The 17,546-nt window shown below is 65.5% G+C and carries 15 protein-coding genes; 6 read left to right on the top strand and 9 right to left on the bottom strand.

Annotated elements, in window-relative coordinates:
• Window positions 1-209: 209 nt before the first annotated feature.
• The gene (locus ACHFB9_RS15765; protein WP_417068398.1) at window positions 210-2,183 is read left to right on the top strand and encodes an alpha/beta hydrolase family protein; all 1,974 of its coding nucleotides are present in this window, start codon (window positions 210-212) and stop codon (window positions 2,181-2,183) included.
• Window positions 2,184-2,241: 58 nt separating this feature from the next.
• Here the strand turns inward: ACHFB9_RS15765 and ACHFB9_RS15760 are convergent, their stop codons facing one another.
• The gene (locus ACHFB9_RS15760) at window positions 2,242-2,769 is read right to left on the bottom strand and encodes an EF-hand domain-containing protein (protein WP_417068396.1); all 528 of its coding nucleotides are present in this window, start codon (window positions 2,767-2,769) and stop codon (window positions 2,242-2,244) included.
• 214 nt (window positions 2,770-2,983) lie between these two features.
• Between ACHFB9_RS15760 and ACHFB9_RS15755 the strand changes: the two genes are divergently transcribed.
• Together ACHFB9_RS15755 and ACHFB9_RS15750 are read left to right on the top strand one after the other, a co-directional pair.
• Window positions 2,984-3,700: a response regulator gene (locus ACHFB9_RS15755; protein ID WP_417068394.1), complete on the top strand. Its 717-nt coding sequence runs from the start codon at window positions 2,984-2,986 to the stop codon at window positions 3,698-3,700.
• Window positions 3,697-5,001 carry an ATP-binding protein gene (locus ACHFB9_RS15750; protein ID WP_417068393.1) on the top strand — a complete coding sequence of 435 codons (1,305 nt, stop codon included), beginning with the start codon at window positions 3,697-3,699 and terminating at the stop codon, window positions 4,999-5,001. Before ACHFB9_RS15755 ends, ACHFB9_RS15750 begins: the two co-directional genes overlap by 4 nt.
• A gap of 1 nt (window position 5,002) precedes the next feature.
• Here the strand turns inward: ACHFB9_RS15750 and pyrF are convergent, their stop codons facing one another.
• Together pyrF and ACHFB9_RS15740 are read right to left on the bottom strand one after the other, a co-directional pair.
• A complete protein-coding gene (gene pyrF, locus ACHFB9_RS15745) occupies window positions 5,003-5,821 on the bottom strand; it encodes an orotidine-5'-phosphate decarboxylase (RefSeq protein WP_417068391.1) in 819 nt (272 codons plus the stop codon).
• 68 nt (window positions 5,822-5,889) lie between these two features.
• Window positions 5,890-7,266: a hypothetical protein gene (locus ACHFB9_RS15740; protein WP_417068389.1), complete on the bottom strand. Its 1,377-nt coding sequence runs from the start codon at window positions 7,264-7,266 to the stop codon at window positions 5,890-5,892.
• A gap of 254 nt (window positions 7,267-7,520) precedes the next feature.
• Here ACHFB9_RS15740 and ACHFB9_RS15735 point away from each other — a divergent pair, with 254 nt between their 5' ends.
• Entirely contained in the window at window positions 7,521-10,298 is a 2,778-nt protein-coding gene (locus ACHFB9_RS15735; protein ID WP_417068387.1) for an AMP-binding protein, read from the top strand.
• 29 nt (window positions 10,299-10,327) lie between these two features.
• Here the strand turns inward: ACHFB9_RS15735 and ACHFB9_RS15730 are convergent, their stop codons facing one another.
• Window positions 10,328-11,461 (bottom strand): acyltransferase family protein, encoded by a 1,134-nt coding sequence (locus tag ACHFB9_RS15730; protein ID WP_417068385.1) that lies wholly within the window; start codon window positions 11,459-11,461, stop codon window positions 10,328-10,330.
• 91 nt (window positions 11,462-11,552) lie between these two features.
• A complete protein-coding gene (locus ACHFB9_RS15725; protein ID WP_417068384.1) occupies window positions 11,553-11,933 on the bottom strand; it encodes an OsmC family protein in 381 nt (126 codons plus the stop codon).
• Between the two features lie 173 nt (window positions 11,934-12,106).
• Here ACHFB9_RS15725 and ACHFB9_RS15720 point away from each other — a divergent pair, with 173 nt between their 5' ends.
• Window positions 12,107-13,726, top strand: coding sequence for an ABC-F family ATPase (locus ACHFB9_RS15720; RefSeq protein ID WP_417068383.1), 1,620 nt, complete (start codon window positions 12,107-12,109; stop codon window positions 13,724-13,726).
• A gap of 65 nt (window positions 13,727-13,791) precedes the next feature.
• Here ACHFB9_RS15720 and ACHFB9_RS15715 read toward each other — a convergent pair whose 3' ends face one another.
• From ACHFB9_RS15715 to ACHFB9_RS15700, 4 genes are all read right to left on the bottom strand, one after another.
• The gene (locus ACHFB9_RS15715; RefSeq protein ID WP_417068381.1) at window positions 13,792-14,553 is read right to left on the bottom strand and encodes a PEP-CTERM sorting domain-containing protein; all 762 of its coding nucleotides are present in this window, start codon (window positions 14,551-14,553) and stop codon (window positions 13,792-13,794) included.
• 235 nt (window positions 14,554-14,788) lie between these two features.
• Window positions 14,789-15,361 (bottom strand): rhombosortase, encoded by a 573-nt coding sequence (rrtA, locus tag ACHFB9_RS15710; protein WP_417068379.1) that lies wholly within the window; start codon window positions 15,359-15,361, stop codon window positions 14,789-14,791.
• Window positions 15,358-16,185 (bottom strand): rhombotarget lipoprotein, encoded by an 828-nt coding sequence (gene rhlP / locus ACHFB9_RS15705; protein WP_417068378.1) that lies wholly within the window; start codon window positions 16,183-16,185, stop codon window positions 15,358-15,360. The genes rrtA and rhlP overlap by 4 nt, the downstream gene beginning before the upstream one ends.
• Window positions 16,186-16,207: 22 nt before the next feature.
• Entirely contained in the window at window positions 16,208-16,777 is a 570-nt protein-coding gene (locus ACHFB9_RS15700) for a hypothetical protein (RefSeq protein WP_417068377.1), read from the bottom strand.
• An 89-nt stretch (window positions 16,778-16,866) separates the two neighbouring features.
• Here ACHFB9_RS15700 and ACHFB9_RS15695 point away from each other — a divergent pair, with 89 nt between their 5' ends.
• A complete protein-coding gene (locus ACHFB9_RS15695; protein WP_417068376.1) occupies window positions 16,867-17,541 on the top strand; it encodes an alpha/beta fold hydrolase in 675 nt (224 codons plus the stop codon).
• Window positions 17,542-17,546: the final 5 nt, after the last annotated feature.

Genomic DNA, 17,546 nt, shown 5'->3' with positions numbered 1-17,546 from the left:
TTCCGGGAAGGGGGTGCTGCGGCGCCCTTTTTTATGCCTATTTCTTGCCGTCCGGGGCGGGGATCAAGCCTCCTGAGTTATATCCTTGTGAGGAGTCGCGGTATTTGTATCTGCATGTTTCGGGTTTGCTCCTCTTCGCCTAGACTCTGGGGTTATTCTTGCTGCAGGGGGGCGGAACAATGTGGGTAAGGTTTTTCACAGTAGCGTTGATGTTGGTCTGTGCCCAGTCGAACTCGGTTCTGGCTGAGGCTGCCGGTGTTCCTCCCCGGCTTCCTGTTGCTGATTTCATGCGTTTCCCGGCCTACTCCCAGGTCAAACTCTCGCCTTCCGGGCGTTACCTGGCGATGCAGGTTCCCGCTCCGGAGCGCAAGGCTCTGGCGGTGATGGATCTGACGACCCGCAAGGTCGAATATTCCGCTCGCTATCCGGATTGGGATGTGGTGGGATTTGAGTGGGTCAATGACGATCGGCTGGTGTTCTGGATCAATGACCAGAAATCGACCTATGAGGATCAGCTCGGTTTTGGGCTGTTCGGGATCGATCGCAACGGGGAGAATTTCAAGGAGCTCTGTCCGACTCTTGCGATGCAGACCAGTGACCAACACTTTTACTTCCACTACATATACAAGAGCGTCTTCCGGCTTTTCGCTGAAGGTGACGAGATCATCGTCAAGTCGAACGCCGAGAACTTGAACCATCCCCAGCTTTACCGGCTCAACACCCGCACGGCCAGGATGTCGCTGATCAGCGGGGGGATTCCTGGCGATGTCTCCAGTTGGGTGCTCGACAAGAACAATATCGTGCGTGCCGCCGTGCGTTATGAGCGCCGCAAAGGGGTTCTGCATGCTGAATTGATTTACCGCAGCAGTGCTTCGTCTCCCTGGGAGGTACTCAGCGAAACGGGCCAGGAGTCGAAGACGCTCAAGCCTGTCGCGCTGAGCGCCGACGAGACCGAACTCTATGTGGTCGCCAACAGTAGCCACGGAACCCGATCGCTATTCTCTTTTGATATCAGAGCCCGCAAGTTGGGCGATATGCTTGCTGGGCACCCTCGTGTCGATCTCCCGAAGATCGATCCCGAGAACGAAGAAATATCGTTGGAGAATCTTGCTTTCGACTTGAAAACGCATGAAATCCTTGGTGCCCGCTACGAGGCTGAGCGCGGTTCAGCGGTCTGGTTCGACGACCGCAGAGCCAGACTCCAGAGCGGGCTCGACAAGGCAATTCCCGATCATGTGAACACCATCGCCAGCTTTTCCGGTTCCCGGGCGGTCGTTCGGTCCTTCTCCGACCGGGATCCCGGACGTTTCTATCTGTGGGAGGATAAAAGCGGAAATATTGAAGAACTGTTTGCCGAAATGAGCTGGATAAATCCTGAGCAGATGTCAGAGATGCGGCCGATAGAGTATCTGGCACGCGATGGGATGAAGATCCCCGCCTATCTGACGCTTCCTGCAGGGCGTCCAGCCAGGAATTTGCCCCTGATCGTGATGCCGCACGGGGGGCCTTTCGGTGTTCGCGATGACTGGCGTTGGGATGGTGAGGTGCAGTTTCTCGCCAATCGCGGTTATGCGGTACTCCAACCCCAGTTCCGCGGTTCGGGTGGGTATGGCCGCAAGCACTACTCCTCGGGCTTCAGACAGTGGGGTGGGGCGATGCAGGACGATCTCTCCGATGGAGTGAAGTATCTGGTCGCTCAAGGCACTGTTGATCCGCAGCGGGTCGCGATCGTCGGTGCGAGCTATGGCGGCTATGCGGCTCTGGCCGGTGGTGCGTACACACCGGAACTCTACCGGGGAGTGGTTAGCCGGTATGGCGTCAGCGATATTCTTTTGATGTTCCGTTCAAATTACTGGCGCGAAATGAACGATGAGGAATGGTTCAATTACGGTGCGCGCGAGATGATCGGCGACCCCGACAAGGACGAGAAGGCGCTCCAAGCCCGTTCTCCTGTGAATGCAGCGAAGAACTTCCAGGTTCCTGTGCTGATCACCCAGGGGAGCAAAGATGTGCGGGTCATTCCCAAGCACGCGACCGACATGGCCGCGGCGCTGCGCGCTGCGGGCAAACCGGTCGAACTGATGATGGTCCAGGGCGAAGGCCACGGCTTCTACAAGGAGAGCAACCGGGTCGATGAATGGACGAAGATCGAGGCCTATCTGAAAAAGACGATAGGGGACTGAGCGCTCGCTCGGTTGAAAATAGGGGACGCCGAGGCGTCCCCTCTTTCGTTCAGCGTGCTCACCTCGGCTGCGATTGATCCGCACCGCGCGGGCCGCGGTGGTGGCTGGCCATGAAAGCCTTGATGTCGTCCTGGGTCAGATAACCCTGCTTCTTGGCGTCGATCTGCGCGAAGATCTTCGCCAGGCGCGGCATGCCGGCCTGGGCTTCGGCCAGAGTCAGCTTGCCGTCGTGGTCGGTGTCGGCCTGCTTGAAGCGCTCATCGAAGCGTGCGCCGCGGTCTCCATGTCTTGCCTGCGGACGGTGGCTGGCCATGAAGGCCTTGATGTCGTCCTGGGTCAGATAACCCTGTTTCTTGACGTCGATCTGCTCGAACATCTTCGCCAGACGCGGCATGCCGGCCTGGGCTTCGGCGAGACTCAGCTTGCCGTCGTGGTTGGTGTCGGCCTGATTGAAGCGCTCGGCGAAATGTGCGTGGGCGTGCATTCGGTCGGCACAGGGGGCGGTGCAGTCCGGCGCCTCGGCCGCGAACGCGGTCCCGGCGGCGAGGGGGGCAAGCAGACAGAACAGGGCGGAAGTGGCTTTCATCGAGGTCTCCTGGGATTCAGAGCTGCGCCGGCGGTGCCGGTTCGCGAGCCCTCACTATAGGGAAAAGGGCGTCGAGCCAAGTGTCATGGCGAGGGGGATTCTTCTCGATTCGTTTCATGCTCTGATGCCTGTAACCGTGCGTAATCGAGAAGGGCGCGGAGCGCTTCCGGCGCGATGCTAGGATTCGTCCACCGAGGGACGAGGATGAGCGGCGATGGAGCCGAGCGCGAAAATACTGATCGTCGATGACGACGAGGATCTGCGGCTGCTCCTGCAGCGCTATCTGGGCGGGAACGGCTTTCTGGTTCGCAGCCTGGCCGATGCGGCTGGGCTCGACCGCGCGCTGGGACGCGAGGCCGTCGACATCCTTGTGCTCGACCTGATGCTCCCCGGCGAGGACGGTCTCTCGGTCTGCCGGAGGCTGCGCGCGCGTGGCGAGCGGGCATTGATCCTGATGCTGACCGCGAAAGGCGATCCGCTCGACCGCATCCTGGGCCTCGAGATGGGGGCCGACGATTACCTCGCCAAGCCCTTCGAGCCGCGCGAGCTGCTCGCCCGTCTCCACGCGCTGCTGCGCCGCCGGGCGATGAATGGGGTTCTGCCGACCCTGCCCAGCGATGCGCCCTGCCGCTTCGGCGATTACGAGCTCAGTCCCGCCTTGCGCTGCCTCTCGCGCCGCGGCGAGCGTATTGCGCTGAGCTCGGGCGAGTTCGCGCTGCTCCAGGCCCTTGCCAGCTTTCCGAACATCCCGCTGGGGCGCGAGCGCCTGCTCGAATTGCTCCGCGGACGCGGGCACGCGCTGACCGAACGGGCGATCGACGTGCAGGTTCTGCGCCTGCGCCGGCTGATCGAGGAGGATCCGGCCTCTCCCGCCTTCATCCGCACCGTGCGCGGGGTCGGCTATGTGTTCGTGCCGGGAGAGACTTCGTGAAGCTGCTGCCGCGTTCGCTGTTCGGGCGAAACCTGCTGCTGATCGTCGCGCTGCTGCTCGCCGCGCAGATCGCCTTCGCGCTGCTCTACCAGTTCGTCGCCGTGCGCCCAAGGGCCGCCCAGTTCGCGCGTTATGCGCAGATCCACCGCGAAGCGATCGCCGAGGCGCTGCGCCTGATGCCGCCCGAAGCCAGAGCCCAGTACCTCGATCAGCTGAACCGTTCGCCGGAGTTCTCGCTGCTGACGCGCGAACCTCCTGCGGCCTCCGATACGCCGCCTGGCCGAATGACGCGCTGGCTGCTCGGGCCGGTGCTCGAACAGATGGGCGGGGCGAAGAGGTTGCGCTGGCAGGAGGGCGCGCGACGCCAGGTCTGGATGGAGATGAGAGTCGGCCATGAGCACTACTGGCTGGGCATGCGCGGCGATGCGCTGGTGCGCCGTTTCTCGGTGCCGATGCTGCTGTCCTGGGCCTTCTCCGGGGTGCTGGCCTTGGCTGGCGCCTGGCTGATCCAGCGCCGCATCAACCGGCCCCTGCAGTCGCTGGCCGATGCGGCGGGCGCCGTCGCGCGCGGCGAGCCCGTGTCCCGCCTGCCCGAGGACGGGCCGACCGAGATCGCGACGGTCTCGGCGAGCTTCAACCGGATGGCCGACGATCTGGCCCGGACCGAGCGCGACCGGGCGCTGATGCTGGCCGGGATTTCCCACGATCTGCGCACGCCGCTGACCCGGCTCAGGCTGGTTGTCGAGATGCTCGCGGGCGGGGATGAACAGCTTGTCGGCAGCGCGGTGCGCAGCATCGAATCGGCCGATCGCATCCTCGATCAGTTCATCGATTTCGCGCGGATCGGCGACAGCGAAGCGCTTGAGCTGAGCGACCTGAACGCGCTGGCCTGCTCCGTCGTTGAGGCGATGGCGATGCCGGACGAGGAGCCTGTGCTGCTCGATCTGGGCGAGCTGCCTGGCCTCGCGCTGCGGCCGGGCGCGATGCGCCGGCTCGTGATCAATCTACTCGCGAATGCGCGCCGCCACGGCGCGGGCCAGATCGTGCTGCACACCGAAGCGCGCGAAGATGCGATCGTGCTCGCCGTTCGCGACCACGGCCCGGGGATACCCGAAGAGGCGCTCGCCGGCATCACCCAGCCCTTTGCGCGCCTCGGCTCGGCGCGCGGCGGCAAGCCCGGAGCGGGCCTGGGCCTGGCGATCGCGCTCCGTGTCGCGCAGCGGCACGGCGGGCGACTTCTGCTCGAAAACCGCGCCGAGGGCGGCTTCGAAGCCCGCCTCGAACTGCCGTTGAAGGCCTGAATCAGTTCCGGAAGCTGTTCACTTGGTCCCGGGTCTGCTCGGCGACGCGGCGCGCGGCGTCCGCGAAGTCCTCGCCCTTGCCTGCGTAGAGGATCGCGCGCGACGACGAGATCATCAGGCCCATGCCCGAGGGTGTCCGGCCCGCCTTGACCGTCGCTTCGACGTCTCCGCCCTGGGCGCCGATTCCGGGGACAAGAAGCGGAAGATCGCCGACGATCGCGCGTACTTCGGCGAGTTCCTGCGGGAAAGTCGCGCCGGTCACCAGCGCGGCCTGGCCGTGCGGGTTCCACTTCGTCGCGACCAGTTCGGCGACGTGCTGGTAGAGCTTGCGGCCGCCGCCGATATCGAGGTTCTGTAGATCGGAGCCGCCCGGGTTCGAGGTCCGGCAGAGCACGATCAGCCCCTTGTCCTTCCATTCGAGGTAGGGCTCGACCGAGTCGAACCCCATGTAGGGATTGACGGTCAACGCGTCGGCCTGATAGCGCTCGAAGGCTTCGCGGGCGTACTGGGTTGCCGTCGCGCCGATGTCGCCGCGTTTCGCGTCGAGGATCACCGGAACCCGGGGATGACGGGCATGGATGTGTGTGATCAGCGCTTCGAGCTGGTCTTCGGCGCGCAGCGCGGCGAAGTAGGCAATCTGGGGCTTGAAGGCGCAGGCGAGGTCGGCGGTCGCATCGACGATCGCGCGGCAGAATTCAAAGACCGCGTCGGGGCGATCCTTCAGATGGGCGGGAAACTTCGCGCGATCGGGGTCGAGGCCGACGCAGAGCAGAGAATCGTTGGCCTGCCAGGCGGCGGCCAGTTTTGAACTGAAGTCCATGGCGGAGAATGCGGGAAAGGGATTCCCGCATTCTACCGGGAGCGGGCGCACTGGCGCCCGCCCGGAGCTCACTTGTCGATCGCGATCATGTTGCTGCCGGTGGAGCCGACCGCAACATAGGTTCCGCCGCCGTAGAGCACCTTGTTCAGCGTCGCGGTGCCGCCGGAATAGGCCAGGGTCCAGTTGGCGCCCGCCGAGGGATCGCAGTTGGCGGTGCCATTCGTCGAATTGGCCGCATCGCAGCTCATGATGTTCTGACCCGCTCCGGCGATGACGAACTGCGAACCGAACGCGATGCTGCGCAGATCGGCGCTGCCGGTCTTGAGTCCGGTGACCGGTGTCCAGCTGGTCAAGCCGGTGCTGCGCAGCAGCGTGCCGCTGCTGCCGACGACTAGATAGGTGGCGGTGGCGGCGGTGCCGGTCGTGCCATAGGCGATGCCGTAGAGATCGGTCGTGACTCCGGTGGTCTGGGTTGACCAGGAACCGATGCTGCCCGCGGTCAGCAGCGTGCCGCCGGCGCCCAGCACGATATAGGTCGAGTTCAGATAGGCGACCGAGTACAGATCCTTCGTGGTCGGCGAGGTCTGCACGGTCCAGCTCAGCGTGTCGTAGGTCGAAGAGCTGCTCGTCGTGGCGCCGGTGATTACGGTGCCGCTCGCGCCGACCGCGACGAAGCCGGTGCCGACTGCTGCAACGCTGTAGAGCGTCGGCAGAGTCGACGACGACGAGCTGTAGTAGGCGCTGGTCCAGGTGATCGTCTTGGTCGTCGAAGAATAGATACCTCTGAGGATCGTGCCCGCCGCACCGACCGCGACAAACTGCCCCGTGTAGGAGTTGTAGGCGACCGAGTTCAGGTCGTTGGTCGAGGCGGGAGAGCTGCTCGTCGCCGTCGGCAGAGTCTCGGCCGTCCAGGCCGCGCCGTTCGGGCAGCCAGTGCTGCTGGCCGTCGCGAGGCCGTTATAGGTGCAGCTGTAGAGCGCGCCATTGCTGCCGACCGCGACGTAGCGTCCCTGGCCGTAGGTGATGCCGCGGAAGTCGCTGGCTGCGTTGATCGTGACGCCGTTCGCCCAGTTGCTGCCGCGCATGTGCGGAGTCGTCGTCACTGAAGCAGTCGAATCCCCGGCCGGGCCCGAGCCGTCACGGGCGTTGATCAGGAAGGCGTAGGGTTTTTCGTTGGTCAGGCCGGTCAGCACATAGGGGCTGGTGACGGGCCAGGTGACCTTGGCATTCGGGAAGGATTCGTAGTTCGAGCGCGTGATCTCGGTCGCCTGGGCGCTGAAGATCGTGTAGTTGTAAGCGGTGTTCTCGTCCCAGCTGAGGGTGGCCGAGCCATCGCCCGGGATGACCGTCAGGCCGGTGGGCATGGGCGGTCCGCTGTCCTGGCCGCAGGCCAGAAGCGAGAGGACGACAGCAAAGGGGGCGAGGCGAGAAGGAGAGAAAGTCACGAGCTGCTCCAGTTTTTCCCGTCGGTCCGCCGTGCGAGGGGCGAACCGGGGTGAAGGGTGGCGTGGCGGATGGCCTGGGCGGTTGTCCGCGAACAACTCGGCATCTTAGCCCAGAGTGGCCCTTGGGCGAATCGTGCCGGGTGGCTTCATTGTGACAAGTCGTTTGTCTGCGACTGAAGAGCGGCGCGCGCTTCGGGCCGGGCGGCGCTCGCCGCGAACTATGCTGTAAGCGCTGATCAAGGGCGGGAGGGATCATGGCTGCAGCACCCGGGGACGCCGCCAGGCTTGCCGCTCTGGCGATCGAGACGACGGCGCGGATGCTCGGTGAGATCCGTCCGGATCGGGTGCCGACGATCGATCTGGACAGCCACTTCGGACGCGATCTGGAGCTGGACAGCCTGGCCCGGGTCGAGCTGATCGGGCGGCTCGGCGAAGCGCTGGCGCTCGATTTTCCTGAGCGCGCCTACGGCGAGGCGGACAGCCTGCGCGAGCTGTTGCGCTGTGCTCTGGAAGTGAGCGCGGAAGCGGATCCGCGGCTGCTCGCTTCGCTGTCGGGTGCTCGCTCGCAGCAGACGCCCGACGCGGCGCGCTCGCTGATCGAGGTGCTCGAATGGCGTGCCGCCCGCGAGAGCGGGCGCACCCATGTCGTGCTGGTCTCCGAGAAAGGCGCCGAGCAGACGCTCAGCTTTGGCGAACTGCTCGAAGACGCCGCGCTGCGCGCGGGCGGTTTGCGTGAGGCCGGCCTCAAGCCCGGCGAGACCGTCGCGCTGATGCTGCCGACCGGACGCGACTATCTGGCCTGCTTTTTCGGCGTGTTGCTCGCCGGTGGTGTGCCGGTCCCGATCTATCCGCCGGCGCGGCTGGCCCAGGTCGACGAGCATGTGCGGCGGCACGCGAAGATCCTCGCCAATGCCGGCGCGCGCGTGCTGGTCACGACTCCCGAGGCCGGCGCGGTCGCGCTGCGCTTGCGGGCCGCGGCGCCCTGCCTCGAGCGGGTCGTCAGTGCGGACGAGCTCGCCGGAAAACCCTGTTTCTGGACCGCCGCCTCCGACGATCTCGCGCTGCTGCAGTACACGTCGGGCAGCACGGCGGATCCGAAGGGCGTGATGCTGACGCACGCGAAGCTGCTCGCGAACCTGAGGGCGATGGGAGCGGTCTGCCGCGTCAGCGCCGAGGACTGCTTCGTGTCCTGGCTGCCGCTCTATCACGACATGGGGCTGATCGGCGCCTGGTTCGGCGCCCTCTATTTCGGCTTCCCGCTGGTGCTGATGTCGCCGCTCTCCTTCCTCGCGCATCCGGTGCGCTGGCCCGCCGCGATCTCGCGCCACCGCGGGACGATCTCGGCGGCACCGAACTTCGCCTATGCGCTGTGCGCGCGCAAGGTCTCCGATGCCGAGCGGGCGGGACTGGATCTGTCCTCATGGCGCCTCGCGCTCAACGGGGCCGAGCCGGTCAGCTCCGCCGTGCTCGAGGCTTTTGCCGCCCGCTTCGCGCCCGCGGGTTTTCGCCGTGAGGCGCTGACTCCGGTCTATGGCCTTGCCGAGGATTCGGTCGGCCTGGCCTTTCCCGCGCCGGGTCGCGGGCCCAAGGTCGACCGGATAGACGCCGGGCGCTTCAACCGGGAAGGCCTGGCGATTGCCGCGAGCGCCGGCCTTCCCGCGCTGGAGATCGTGGCTTGCGGCTCGCCCTTGCCGGAGCACGAGATCCGGATCGTCGATGAACTCGGCGACGAGCTGCCGGACAGGCGGGTCGGGCGTCTCGAGTTTCGCGGCCCTTCGGCCTGCTCGGGCTATTTCCGCAATCCGGAGGCCAACGCCAGGCTATTCCACAATGGCTGGCTGGACAGCGGCGACATGGCCTATCTCGCCGAGGGTGAGCTCTACCTCGCCGGGCGGGTCAAGGACATGATCATCCGGGCCGGGCGCAATTTCTATCCCTACGATCTGGAGCAGGCGGTCGGCGAAATCCCCGGGGTGAGGCGGGGCGCCGTCGTCGCGTTTGCGTGCCCGGGGAAGGATGGGGCCGAGAGGCTGGTCCTGCTCGCCGAGACCGCGTTCGATGCGGCGCCGGCCCGCGAGCAGCTGCGGCGGGCGATCGCGCAGCGTGTCGTCGATGCGTTGGGCGAGGCGGCTGACGAGATCGTGTTGGTGCCGCCTCACGCGATATTGAAAACCTCGAGCGGCAAGCTGCGCCGGGCCGCGACGCGCGATCTCTTCCTTGCGGGGGCCTTGCAGAGCAGAGCGCTGCCGCCGTGGCTGCAGCGGACGCTGTTCGCGATCCGCGCCGGCGCGGCGAGCGTGACCGTCGCCGCGCGTCGGATCACGCGGCGCGGGCGGGGGCTTTGGGCCTTGGGCGCGTTCGGCGTTCTGTTCTATTCGACGGGCCTTCTCGTCGTGCTGCTGCGCTCGCCGGAAAAGGGGAGGCGGCTCGCCCACCGTGCCTGCCGGTTGTGGCTGAGCCTGGCCGGGCTCCGGCCCGAGGTTCAAGCGCTTGAACGCTTGCCGGACAGCGCGCAGGTGCTGATCTGCAATCACGCGAGCTATCTCGACGGGCTACTGCTCTCGGCGCTGCTGCCGCCCGACTATGCGTTTGTCGCCAAGGCCGAGCTGGCCACGCAGCGGCTAGCCGGGCCTCTGCTCCGGGGACTCGGTGCGCTGTTCGTCGAACGTTTCGCTGCCCGCCAGGGCGCGGCCGACATCGATTCGGTTGTCGCGGCGCTCAGGGCGGGCGCCCGGCTCGTCGTCTTTCCCGAAGGCACCTTCACGCGGGCTGCCGGCCTGCGCCGTTTCCACTCGGGGGCTTTTCTCGCCGCCGCCGGGGCGGATGTGCCTCTGGTCGTCTGTACGCTGAACGGCAGCCGCGAGGCGATGCGCGACGGCAGCTGGCTGCCGCGCCCGGGCGAAATCCGCTTCGGCGTCGCGGCGGTGCTCAAGGCCGATGGCTCGGACTGGTCCGCTGCGGCCAGGCTTGCGCGCGAGGCGAGGGCCGCGATGCGCGGACGGGTCGAGGAGGCCGATCTGGAGGCGTGGTGAGTCCGGGGCAAACCTTCCACCCGGATTTTTCAGGTGCGATCCGCTGCGAGTTGGCCGCGCCATCTGAGCCAGAGTGCTGCCGGGCGACCCAGCTTGCGCTCGATTCCGCTCCCCAGAGCAAAGCAGAGCCAGAGCGTCGGCGGATAGACCAGAAAGGTCCAGTACAGATTGTCGGGGAGCGCCCAGCGATAGGCCGCGACAACGGGCAGCACGATGAACATGTGGCTCAGATAGATCTCGTAGCTCAAGCGTCCCATGCTCGCGAGCCAGCGCAGACCGTGCTGCGGCACCGGGGCCAGGTGGTGCAGCGCGATCAGCGCGAGGCCGACCGTGGCGCTCTGCACCAGCAGCATTGATTCGCCCAGCCAGGGCCAGAGCAGATCCCCGTCGATGAAGAGAGCGATCAGCATCAACTCGGCCGCGATCAGCAGCACGCCGGCCTGTCGCCTTGAAGGGGCTCTGGCGCGGGCGAGCATCGCGCTGAGCACGCCGATTGCGATCGCCGACATGCCCGGAAGAGTCGCTTTCTCCTGCCAGATCTCGTTGCCCGTCAGCGCCGCGCGCGTCCAGGGCAAGGAGAGCGCGAGCAGCAGGAGTCCGGCCACCAGCGCCTTGCGCGGAAAGCCGAGGCAGGCAATCGGAAAGGCGAGATAGAAGAGCTCCTCGATCGACAGCGACCACAGCACATCCCAGTTGGGAGGCAGCCAGCCGGTCCGCCCCTCATACCAGTTCAGATGCAGGCCCAGGGCCGAGAGGAGCGCTCCGCCCAGGCTCTGGCCGTGCTCTTCGACGATGTACTGGGGCACGCGCAGCGCATGGAGCGCGGCCAGCACCGCGAGCAGGCCCAGCAGCAGAGGCAGGATCCGTGCGGCGCGGCGCGCATAGAAGCGGCGCCAGTCGATTTTCGCCAGCGTCCCGTGCTCGTCGAGTGCGCGGCCGGCGATCAGAAAGCCGGAGATCACGAAGAAGACGAACACCGACTCGTAGCCGTTGAAGCTCACCGCAGCGACGATGCGGCGGCCGAACAGTTCGCCGAAGCCGCTCGGCCCCAGAGGCAGGCGGAACTTCAGCGCGAGGTGGTGGATGACCACGAAGAGGATGGCCAGTCCGCGCAGCACGTCGATGCCGAAGTTGCGGGAGGCGTTGGTTTCTTTGCTCGGCATCGTCGTCGGCTAGCTAGGGAGCGTGCTCCGCCCCAAGTGGGTTGTCTTTCCCCGAAGGCTAGCACGACAGGATTGGCCTTCGCCGCGGGGATCACTGCTGCTGGGCGAAGCGAAGTGGTTGGGACAGGGTCTTGCGTACCGGGCAGCTCGCCAGCGCGGCGAGCAGTGCCTTGCGCTGGGCGGCGGTGGGCCCTTCGCCGAAGATCACCCGATAGCCGAAGACCGGGCCTTGCCCGTCGCTGCGATCAAGAGTGACGATTACTTCGACCTTGCCGAGCGGAATCGCGTGCTTTTCGGCGGCCATCCTCAAGCTCATGTTCATGCAGCAGGCGAGTGCCGCTTCGAGCAGTTCGTGGGGGCGGAAGCCTTCACCTCTGCCACCCTTGTCCGCGCTGGTGTCGGCGAGCGCGCTCTGTCCGCCGTTCGTGAAAGCGGTTTGATAGCGCGTGGGCAGGCTGCTGGACTCAATCATCGCGAACTCCGGGGGGGAAAAGAGGGAATTGTGTTGCGCTCTGCCCCTGTTCGGACGGATGCGGTAAAAATGCGTCAAGTCATTGAAGCCGTTTGACTTTTTCTCAGGGTAAAATACCCGGTTTTGCCGCAGCGTCATCCTGACCCTGGCGGCAGGTAACAGGAACTCTCCCCGTGCTCGTCGCAAACAACATCACCATGCAGTTCGGCGCCAAGCCCTTGTTCGAGAACGTCTCGGTCAAGTTCGGCGACGGCAACCGCTACGGTCTGATCGGCGCCAATGGCGCCGGCAAGTCCACTTTCATGAAGATCCTCGATGGGGAGCTTGAGCCTTCGGCCGGCAACGTGAGCCTCGATACCGGCGAACGGATGGCTTTCCTGCGCCAGGATCAGTTCGCGTACGAGGATGTCCGCGTGCTCGACGTCGTGATGATGGGCCACGAGCAGATGTGGGCCTGCATGCAGGAGAAGGACGCGATCTACGCGAACCCGGAAGCGAGCGAAGATGACTACATGCACGCGGCCGAGCTCGAAGCGCATTTCGCCGAGTACGACGGCTACACGGCCGAAGCGCGCGCCGGCGAGCTGCTGCTCGGAGTCGGCATTCCGACCGAACAGCACAATGGGCCGATGCGCGAAGTCGCTCCGGGCTGGAAGCTGCGCGTGCTGCTGTGCCAGGCGCTGTTCGCGAATCCGGACATCCTGCTGCTCGACGAACCGACCAACAACCTCGATATCAACACGATCCGTTGGCTCGAAGGGGTGCTGAACAACCGCAACAGCACGATGATCATCATCTCCCACGACCGCCACTTCCTGAACCAGGTCTGCACCCACATGGCCGACCTCGACTACGGCCGCATCCAGACCTATCCGGGCAACTGGGACGACTACATGGAAGCCTCGACCCAGGCGCGCGAGCGGGCCAGTGCCGCGAATGCGAAGGCCAAGGAACGCGTCGCTGAGCTTCAGGACTTCGTGCGCCGCTTCTCGGCCAACAAGTCCAAGGCCCGCCAGGCCACCAGCCGCGCCAAGCTGATCGAGAAGATCAAGATCGAGGACTTCAAGCCTTCGAGCCGCCAGTACCCGTGGATCCGCTTCGATTACGACGAGAAGGACAAGCTGCACCGCCAGGCCGTCGAACTCGAGAATCTGACTTTCGGCTACGAGCCGGAGCGGACCATCATCAAGAATTTTACCTTTACGGCCGATGCCGGCGACAAGATCGCGATCATCGGCGAGAACGGCGTCGGCAAGACCACGCTGCTCAAGCTGCTGGTCGGCGAGCTGGCGCCCCAGTACGGCACGATCAAGTGGGCCGAGAAAGCCAAGGTCGGCTATTACGCGCAGGATCACGCCCGCGACTTCGCCGAGGACGAAAACCTGACCGACTGGATCTCCGGCTATGTCCGCGAAGGCGGCTATGACGGCGACGATGCGCAGACGCTGATCCGCGGCACGCTGGGCCGTCTGCTTTTCCAGGGCGATGACGTCAAGAAGTCGGTCAAGGTGATCTCGGGCGGCGAGCAGGGCCGGATGCTGTTCGGCCGGCTGATGCTGCAGCGCAAGAACGTGCTGCTGATGGACGAGCCGACCAACCACATGGACATGGAGTCGATCGAATCGCTGAACGCGGGCCTGGATAGCTTTGAAGGCACGCTGTTCTTCGTCTCGCACGACCGCGAGTTCGTGTCCTCGCTGGCGACCCGGATCATCGAGATCAAGATGGACGGCACGATCGTCGACTACCGCGGCACTTACGACGAGTACCTGGAAAGCCAGGGCCTCGAATAAGCGCGGCAGAAACCCGGGCGCCGCCCGGGTTTCGTCTCAGAGCTCCCCGCGTTGCGGGGAGCTCATCAAGAGCGCCGACGCGCCCAGCCCAGCCCGACGAAGCCCAGTCCGAGCAGCGCGAACGAGGAAGGCTCGGGGATCCTGAGCCCGAACAGCTCTTCCAGGTGCCCGTTGCCGCCCGCATAGTCGGTCAGGTAGAACGTGCTCTCGTCGTAGTGGTAGGACTTGAGCGCCGTCGCATAGTCGTCTGAGTCTGTGATGTAGACCAGGTTCTCGATGATGTCTACGCCCCACAGCGTCACCGAGTGACCGCCGTCCCTCTTGCCGCCGACGATCCAGCCGAGGCTCATCTCGACGCCGACGTGGCCCAGCTTCGTATTGCCGCTCACATAGTCGAACAGAACGCTCTCGTTCGCGATGCGGTCAGCTTCGGTGTTCTGGGTGTAGAGGGTTTTGCTGTAAAAGTTGCCGCCGGGCGTGAGCACTTGGGACCAGTTGGGCCACCCCTGCGCCTTGTTCGTGCCGTCGAACCACCACTCGATGCCGTATTCGGTCCGTCCTCCAAAATCGCTCCAGTGGTTCTTGTAGTCCGCGAAGATCTCGGTGTTGGAGGAGAAACCTCCGTTCCAGCCCGTGAAGGCCAGCAGATTCGATGAGGATGCGGCCCAGCAAAGATTGACGTCGCCGTTGCGTGGATTCGCCTTGTTGACGTCGAGCCAGCCTCCCGCTGCGCTGACGCCGCTGATGAATACCGGCGCTGCGCTTACCGCAGCGGAAAGACCCAGCAGCAGGGCGGGAAGGGCCAGATGCTTGAGCGAGGGCTTCATGTTTTCCTCTTTCAGGAAAGGATTGATGGAGCCCGAGACGCAGCATGAATGGTGCCATCAGGATCACCGTTCCGGCCGACTTCGCGCGCGCTCCGCAATGTTGATGGTCTTTCCCTGAATAATCAGTGGTTTGAGGAAATGTCGTGGCGAACCCTGGTGGCATGCGGGAAGATGATCGCAGCTCTTTTCCTTAAGCGCTGTAAAGGTTGCCGACAGGGGATGCCGGGCCGACCGCTCAGCTTCTCCGGATCGGGATCCAGGCTCCGGCGAGGCCAAGCGCCGCGCCGATCAGGTGGGCCTGCCAGGCGACGATCACGCCGGGTGGCAGGCCGGAGAGGTCCAGCCCCTTCCCTGCCGCATCCAGCGCGAGCTTCGCGATGAAGAGCAGCGCGACGAACGCGACGAAGAAGCGCTGGCGCGGGAGCTCCCGCCACAGCAGGACGCAGGCGGCGGCGCCCAGCATCACCGCAAGGCCGGAGGCGCCGCGGTATTCGGAAAGATCCGGGGCGAGGGCCAGAGTGCCGAGGCCGATCAGCGGCGCTCCTGCGAGCAGCAGAAGTCCCAGCCTGCGTGTGCCCAGCGTCGGCTCGACGATGGCGCCGGCGATCAGCAGCGCCGCGCCATCGGTCAGCGCCTGCTGCGTCGAGAAGTGCACGAAATGCGCGCTCCACAGCCGCCAGGCTTCGCCGTCCGCGAGCGCGGCGCGGATCAGCGCAAGCTGCGCGTTCGCGCTATCTGGCAGCGCCAGCGCGGCGATGCAGGCGAGCGCGGCGGCGAGGCTGAGCCGGGGAAGGGCGTCAGGCTTCACCGCCGGGCGAGGGCGCGGCGCTTGAGGCCCCAGAGCGCTCCGATCAGCAGCAGACCCAGAGTGCCCAGGCTGCCGCCGCCGCTATAGCCCGCCTTGTTCTGGACCCTGACCGTCTTGTCGGTCTTCAGGCGGTCGCGGAAGCGGTCCAGCTCGCCCTTGAGCCTCGGAATCAGGTCGTCGAAGGCCTGATCGAAACCCGCGCCGCGCGCGTTGCGTGAAGCTTCGCTGAAATTGACCAGCGTCGAGCTGCCCTTGATCTGGCTGGTGCCGGGCGCGCGGAAGAGCAGCTTGCGGCTCGCGACGTCGAAGACCGCGGCATCGACCATCGTCTGCACATCGTACTTGTCGCCATGGATCACATAGGCGCCAACCAGGGTCCAGTAGAGCATCGACAGCACGCCCTGATCCTTGAACTGGATCTGGTCGTAGGACACCAGCGTGACGATCTCGACGTTGAACATCCGTGCGGCCTGGTCGAGGTTGGTGAAGCCGCCGCGGCTGCGCAGGTACTGGGGCGGGATGATCTCGATCCGGCCGACGTAGGGAAGGCCGGTGAACGCAGCCTTGACCCGCTCCAGAGTCCGGGTCTGCTGGGCCTCGGTCAGCGTGTCGTTCCAGTTCGAGCCCGGAACGAAGGCGATTCCGACATTGACCGGAGGGCGCAGCGTCGTGATGCCGGGTTCGAGCTGGGGAGCGGTTTTCGCGTTCGGATACAGATAGTCGACGACGCTGCCCGAATGGCTGTGCGTGTCGCGTGAGGGCCACAGGGTGCAGGCGGAAAGGGCGAGCGCAAGCAGCGCGATCAGCAGGGAGCGAAAGTTCATGGCGTGGCTTCAGGGATGCGGTTCAGGATTTCGGGGCGGAGTCGTCGCTCTTTTTGGCCAGAGGCGCTGCGGGGGCCTCGCAGCCCATCGCTTCTCCGAGGCCTTTCAGATAGGCGCGGCGGATCGCTCCGGCCGCGACCGCGGCGGCGACCTGCTTCGAGTGGCGCTCGGCGCCCGAGAGTTTCCTGACCCAGCCTCGGTAGGGGAGAAGCCCCTCGCTGGCGCTGCGGACCGCGCCGACCGCGGCATGGCTCGCGCTGCGGGTGCCGAATTCGAGCAGGCCGTGGTCGGCCCCGGGGTCTTTCGAGTCGAGATCGGTGCCCAGCACGTCGTCGAGTTCCTGGATCTCGCGGGAGAGGGCAGGACAGCTGCGCTCGGCGGGCCGTGCATAGGGGGCGTTCTTTGCGGTGTGCAGGATCTCGGGGATCCGGGTGTGGACGATGTTCAGGTCGTTCAGCGGCGAAGCGGCAGCGCCGACGATCTCGGTCCCGGTGCCGACCAGGGTCGTCTTCCCGTCCGGGTTGTCGGGTTTCATCGCGGTCGTGCAGGCGGCGAGCAACAGAACGGCTAAGGCAGGGAATGCTGTCTTCATGTTTTGTCCCGGGCGGAAAAGTCTGCGCAGCGTAATACAGAAGACGGGGATGTGTCGCTATGATCGAGCGTTTTTCACGAGGACTGACGATGAGCAAGGTCTTTGCCGTGCCTTTCGCCGATCGCGCGCTGGCGACTGAATGGCATGGAGCAGAGGCGGGGTCTCTGCTCTTGCTGCATGGGGCCGGAACTTCCTGCAAGGCGCACTGGCGTGAGTTGCTCGTGGCGTTGAGCGGTCGTGGTCTTGCCTGTGCGGCCTTCGATTTCATCGGCCACGGTGAGACGGGCGGGGATCTTTCTGGCTCCTGTCTTGCGAGTCGGCTCGCCCAGACCCTTGCGGTCGTGGCCGAGCTGCCCAGAGCGCCGCGCGCATTGCTCGGCGCGAGCATGGGCGCCTATGTCGCGCTGCGCGCGCTCGAGCATCTGCCCGGAATCACCCGTCTCGTGCTGGTCGTGCCCGGAGTCTATGCGCCTTCCGCATTCGACCTGCCTTTCGGTCCGGCTTTCTCGGCTGAGATCCGCAAGCCGGCCAGTTGGGCTGCCAGCGATGCCTTTGAGCGCGTCGCGGCCTTCGCGGGGCGGACCCTGATCCTGGCGACTGAGCAGGATCAGGTGATCCCGCGCGCGATCCCCGAGCGGCTCGCCGCCGAAGCACGGGAGGCCGAACTGGTCTGGCTGCCCGGAGGTCATCGCTTCTCGGTCGGGCTCGACGAGAAGGGCAGGGAGGCTTTTCGGTCCCGGATCGCGGACTTCCTGCTCAGCTGAACGGC

It is taken from the genome of Niveibacterium terrae (genome assembly GCF_048213115.1).
In the GTDB taxonomy this organism is placed as follows: Bacteria; Pseudomonadota; Gammaproteobacteria; order Burkholderiales; family Rhodocyclaceae; genus Niveibacterium; species Niveibacterium terrae.
This window is presented reverse-complemented; position numbering and strand designations above follow the sequence as displayed.

Excerpts from the sequence above, each read along its gene's own strand:
- pyrF (WP_417068391.1), bottom strand. The coding sequence starts at position 5,821 with ATGGACTTCAGTTCAAAACTGGCCGCCGCCTGGCAGGCCAACGATTCT.
- ACHFB9_RS15695 (WP_417068376.1), top strand. The coding sequence starts at position 16,867 with ATGAGCAAGGTCTTTGCCGTGCCTTTCGCCGATCGCGCGCTGGCGACT.
- ACHFB9_RS15715 (WP_417068381.1), bottom strand. The coding sequence starts at position 14,553 with ATGAAGCCCTCGCTCAAGCATCTGGCCCTTCCCGCCCTGCTGCTGGGT.
- rhlP (WP_417068378.1), bottom strand. The coding sequence starts at position 16,185 with ATGAACTTTCGCTCCCTGCTGATCGCGCTGCTTGCGCTCGCCCTTTCC.
- ACHFB9_RS15700 (WP_417068377.1), bottom strand. The coding sequence starts at position 16,777 with ATGAAGACAGCATTCCCTGCCTTAGCCGTTCTGTTGCTCGCCGCCTGC.
- ACHFB9_RS15725 (WP_417068384.1), bottom strand. The coding sequence starts at position 11,933 with ATGATTGAGTCCAGCAGCCTGCCCACGCGCTATCAAACCGCTTTCACG.
- ACHFB9_RS15755 (WP_417068394.1), top strand. The coding sequence starts at position 2,984 with ATGGAGCCGAGCGCGAAAATACTGATCGTCGATGACGACGAGGATCTG.
- ACHFB9_RS15730 (WP_417068385.1), bottom strand. The coding sequence starts at position 11,461 with ATGCCGAGCAAAGAAACCAACGCCTCCCGCAACTTCGGCATCGACGTG.
- ACHFB9_RS15765 (WP_417068398.1), top strand. The coding sequence starts at position 210 with ATGTTGGTCTGTGCCCAGTCGAACTCGGTTCTGGCTGAGGCTGCCGGT.
- ACHFB9_RS15760 (WP_417068396.1), bottom strand. The coding sequence starts at position 2,769 with ATGAAAGCCACTTCCGCCCTGTTCTGTCTGCTTGCCCCCCTCGCCGCC.
- ACHFB9_RS15735 (WP_417068387.1), top strand. The coding sequence starts at position 7,521 with ATGGCTGCAGCACCCGGGGACGCCGCCAGGCTTGCCGCTCTGGCGATC.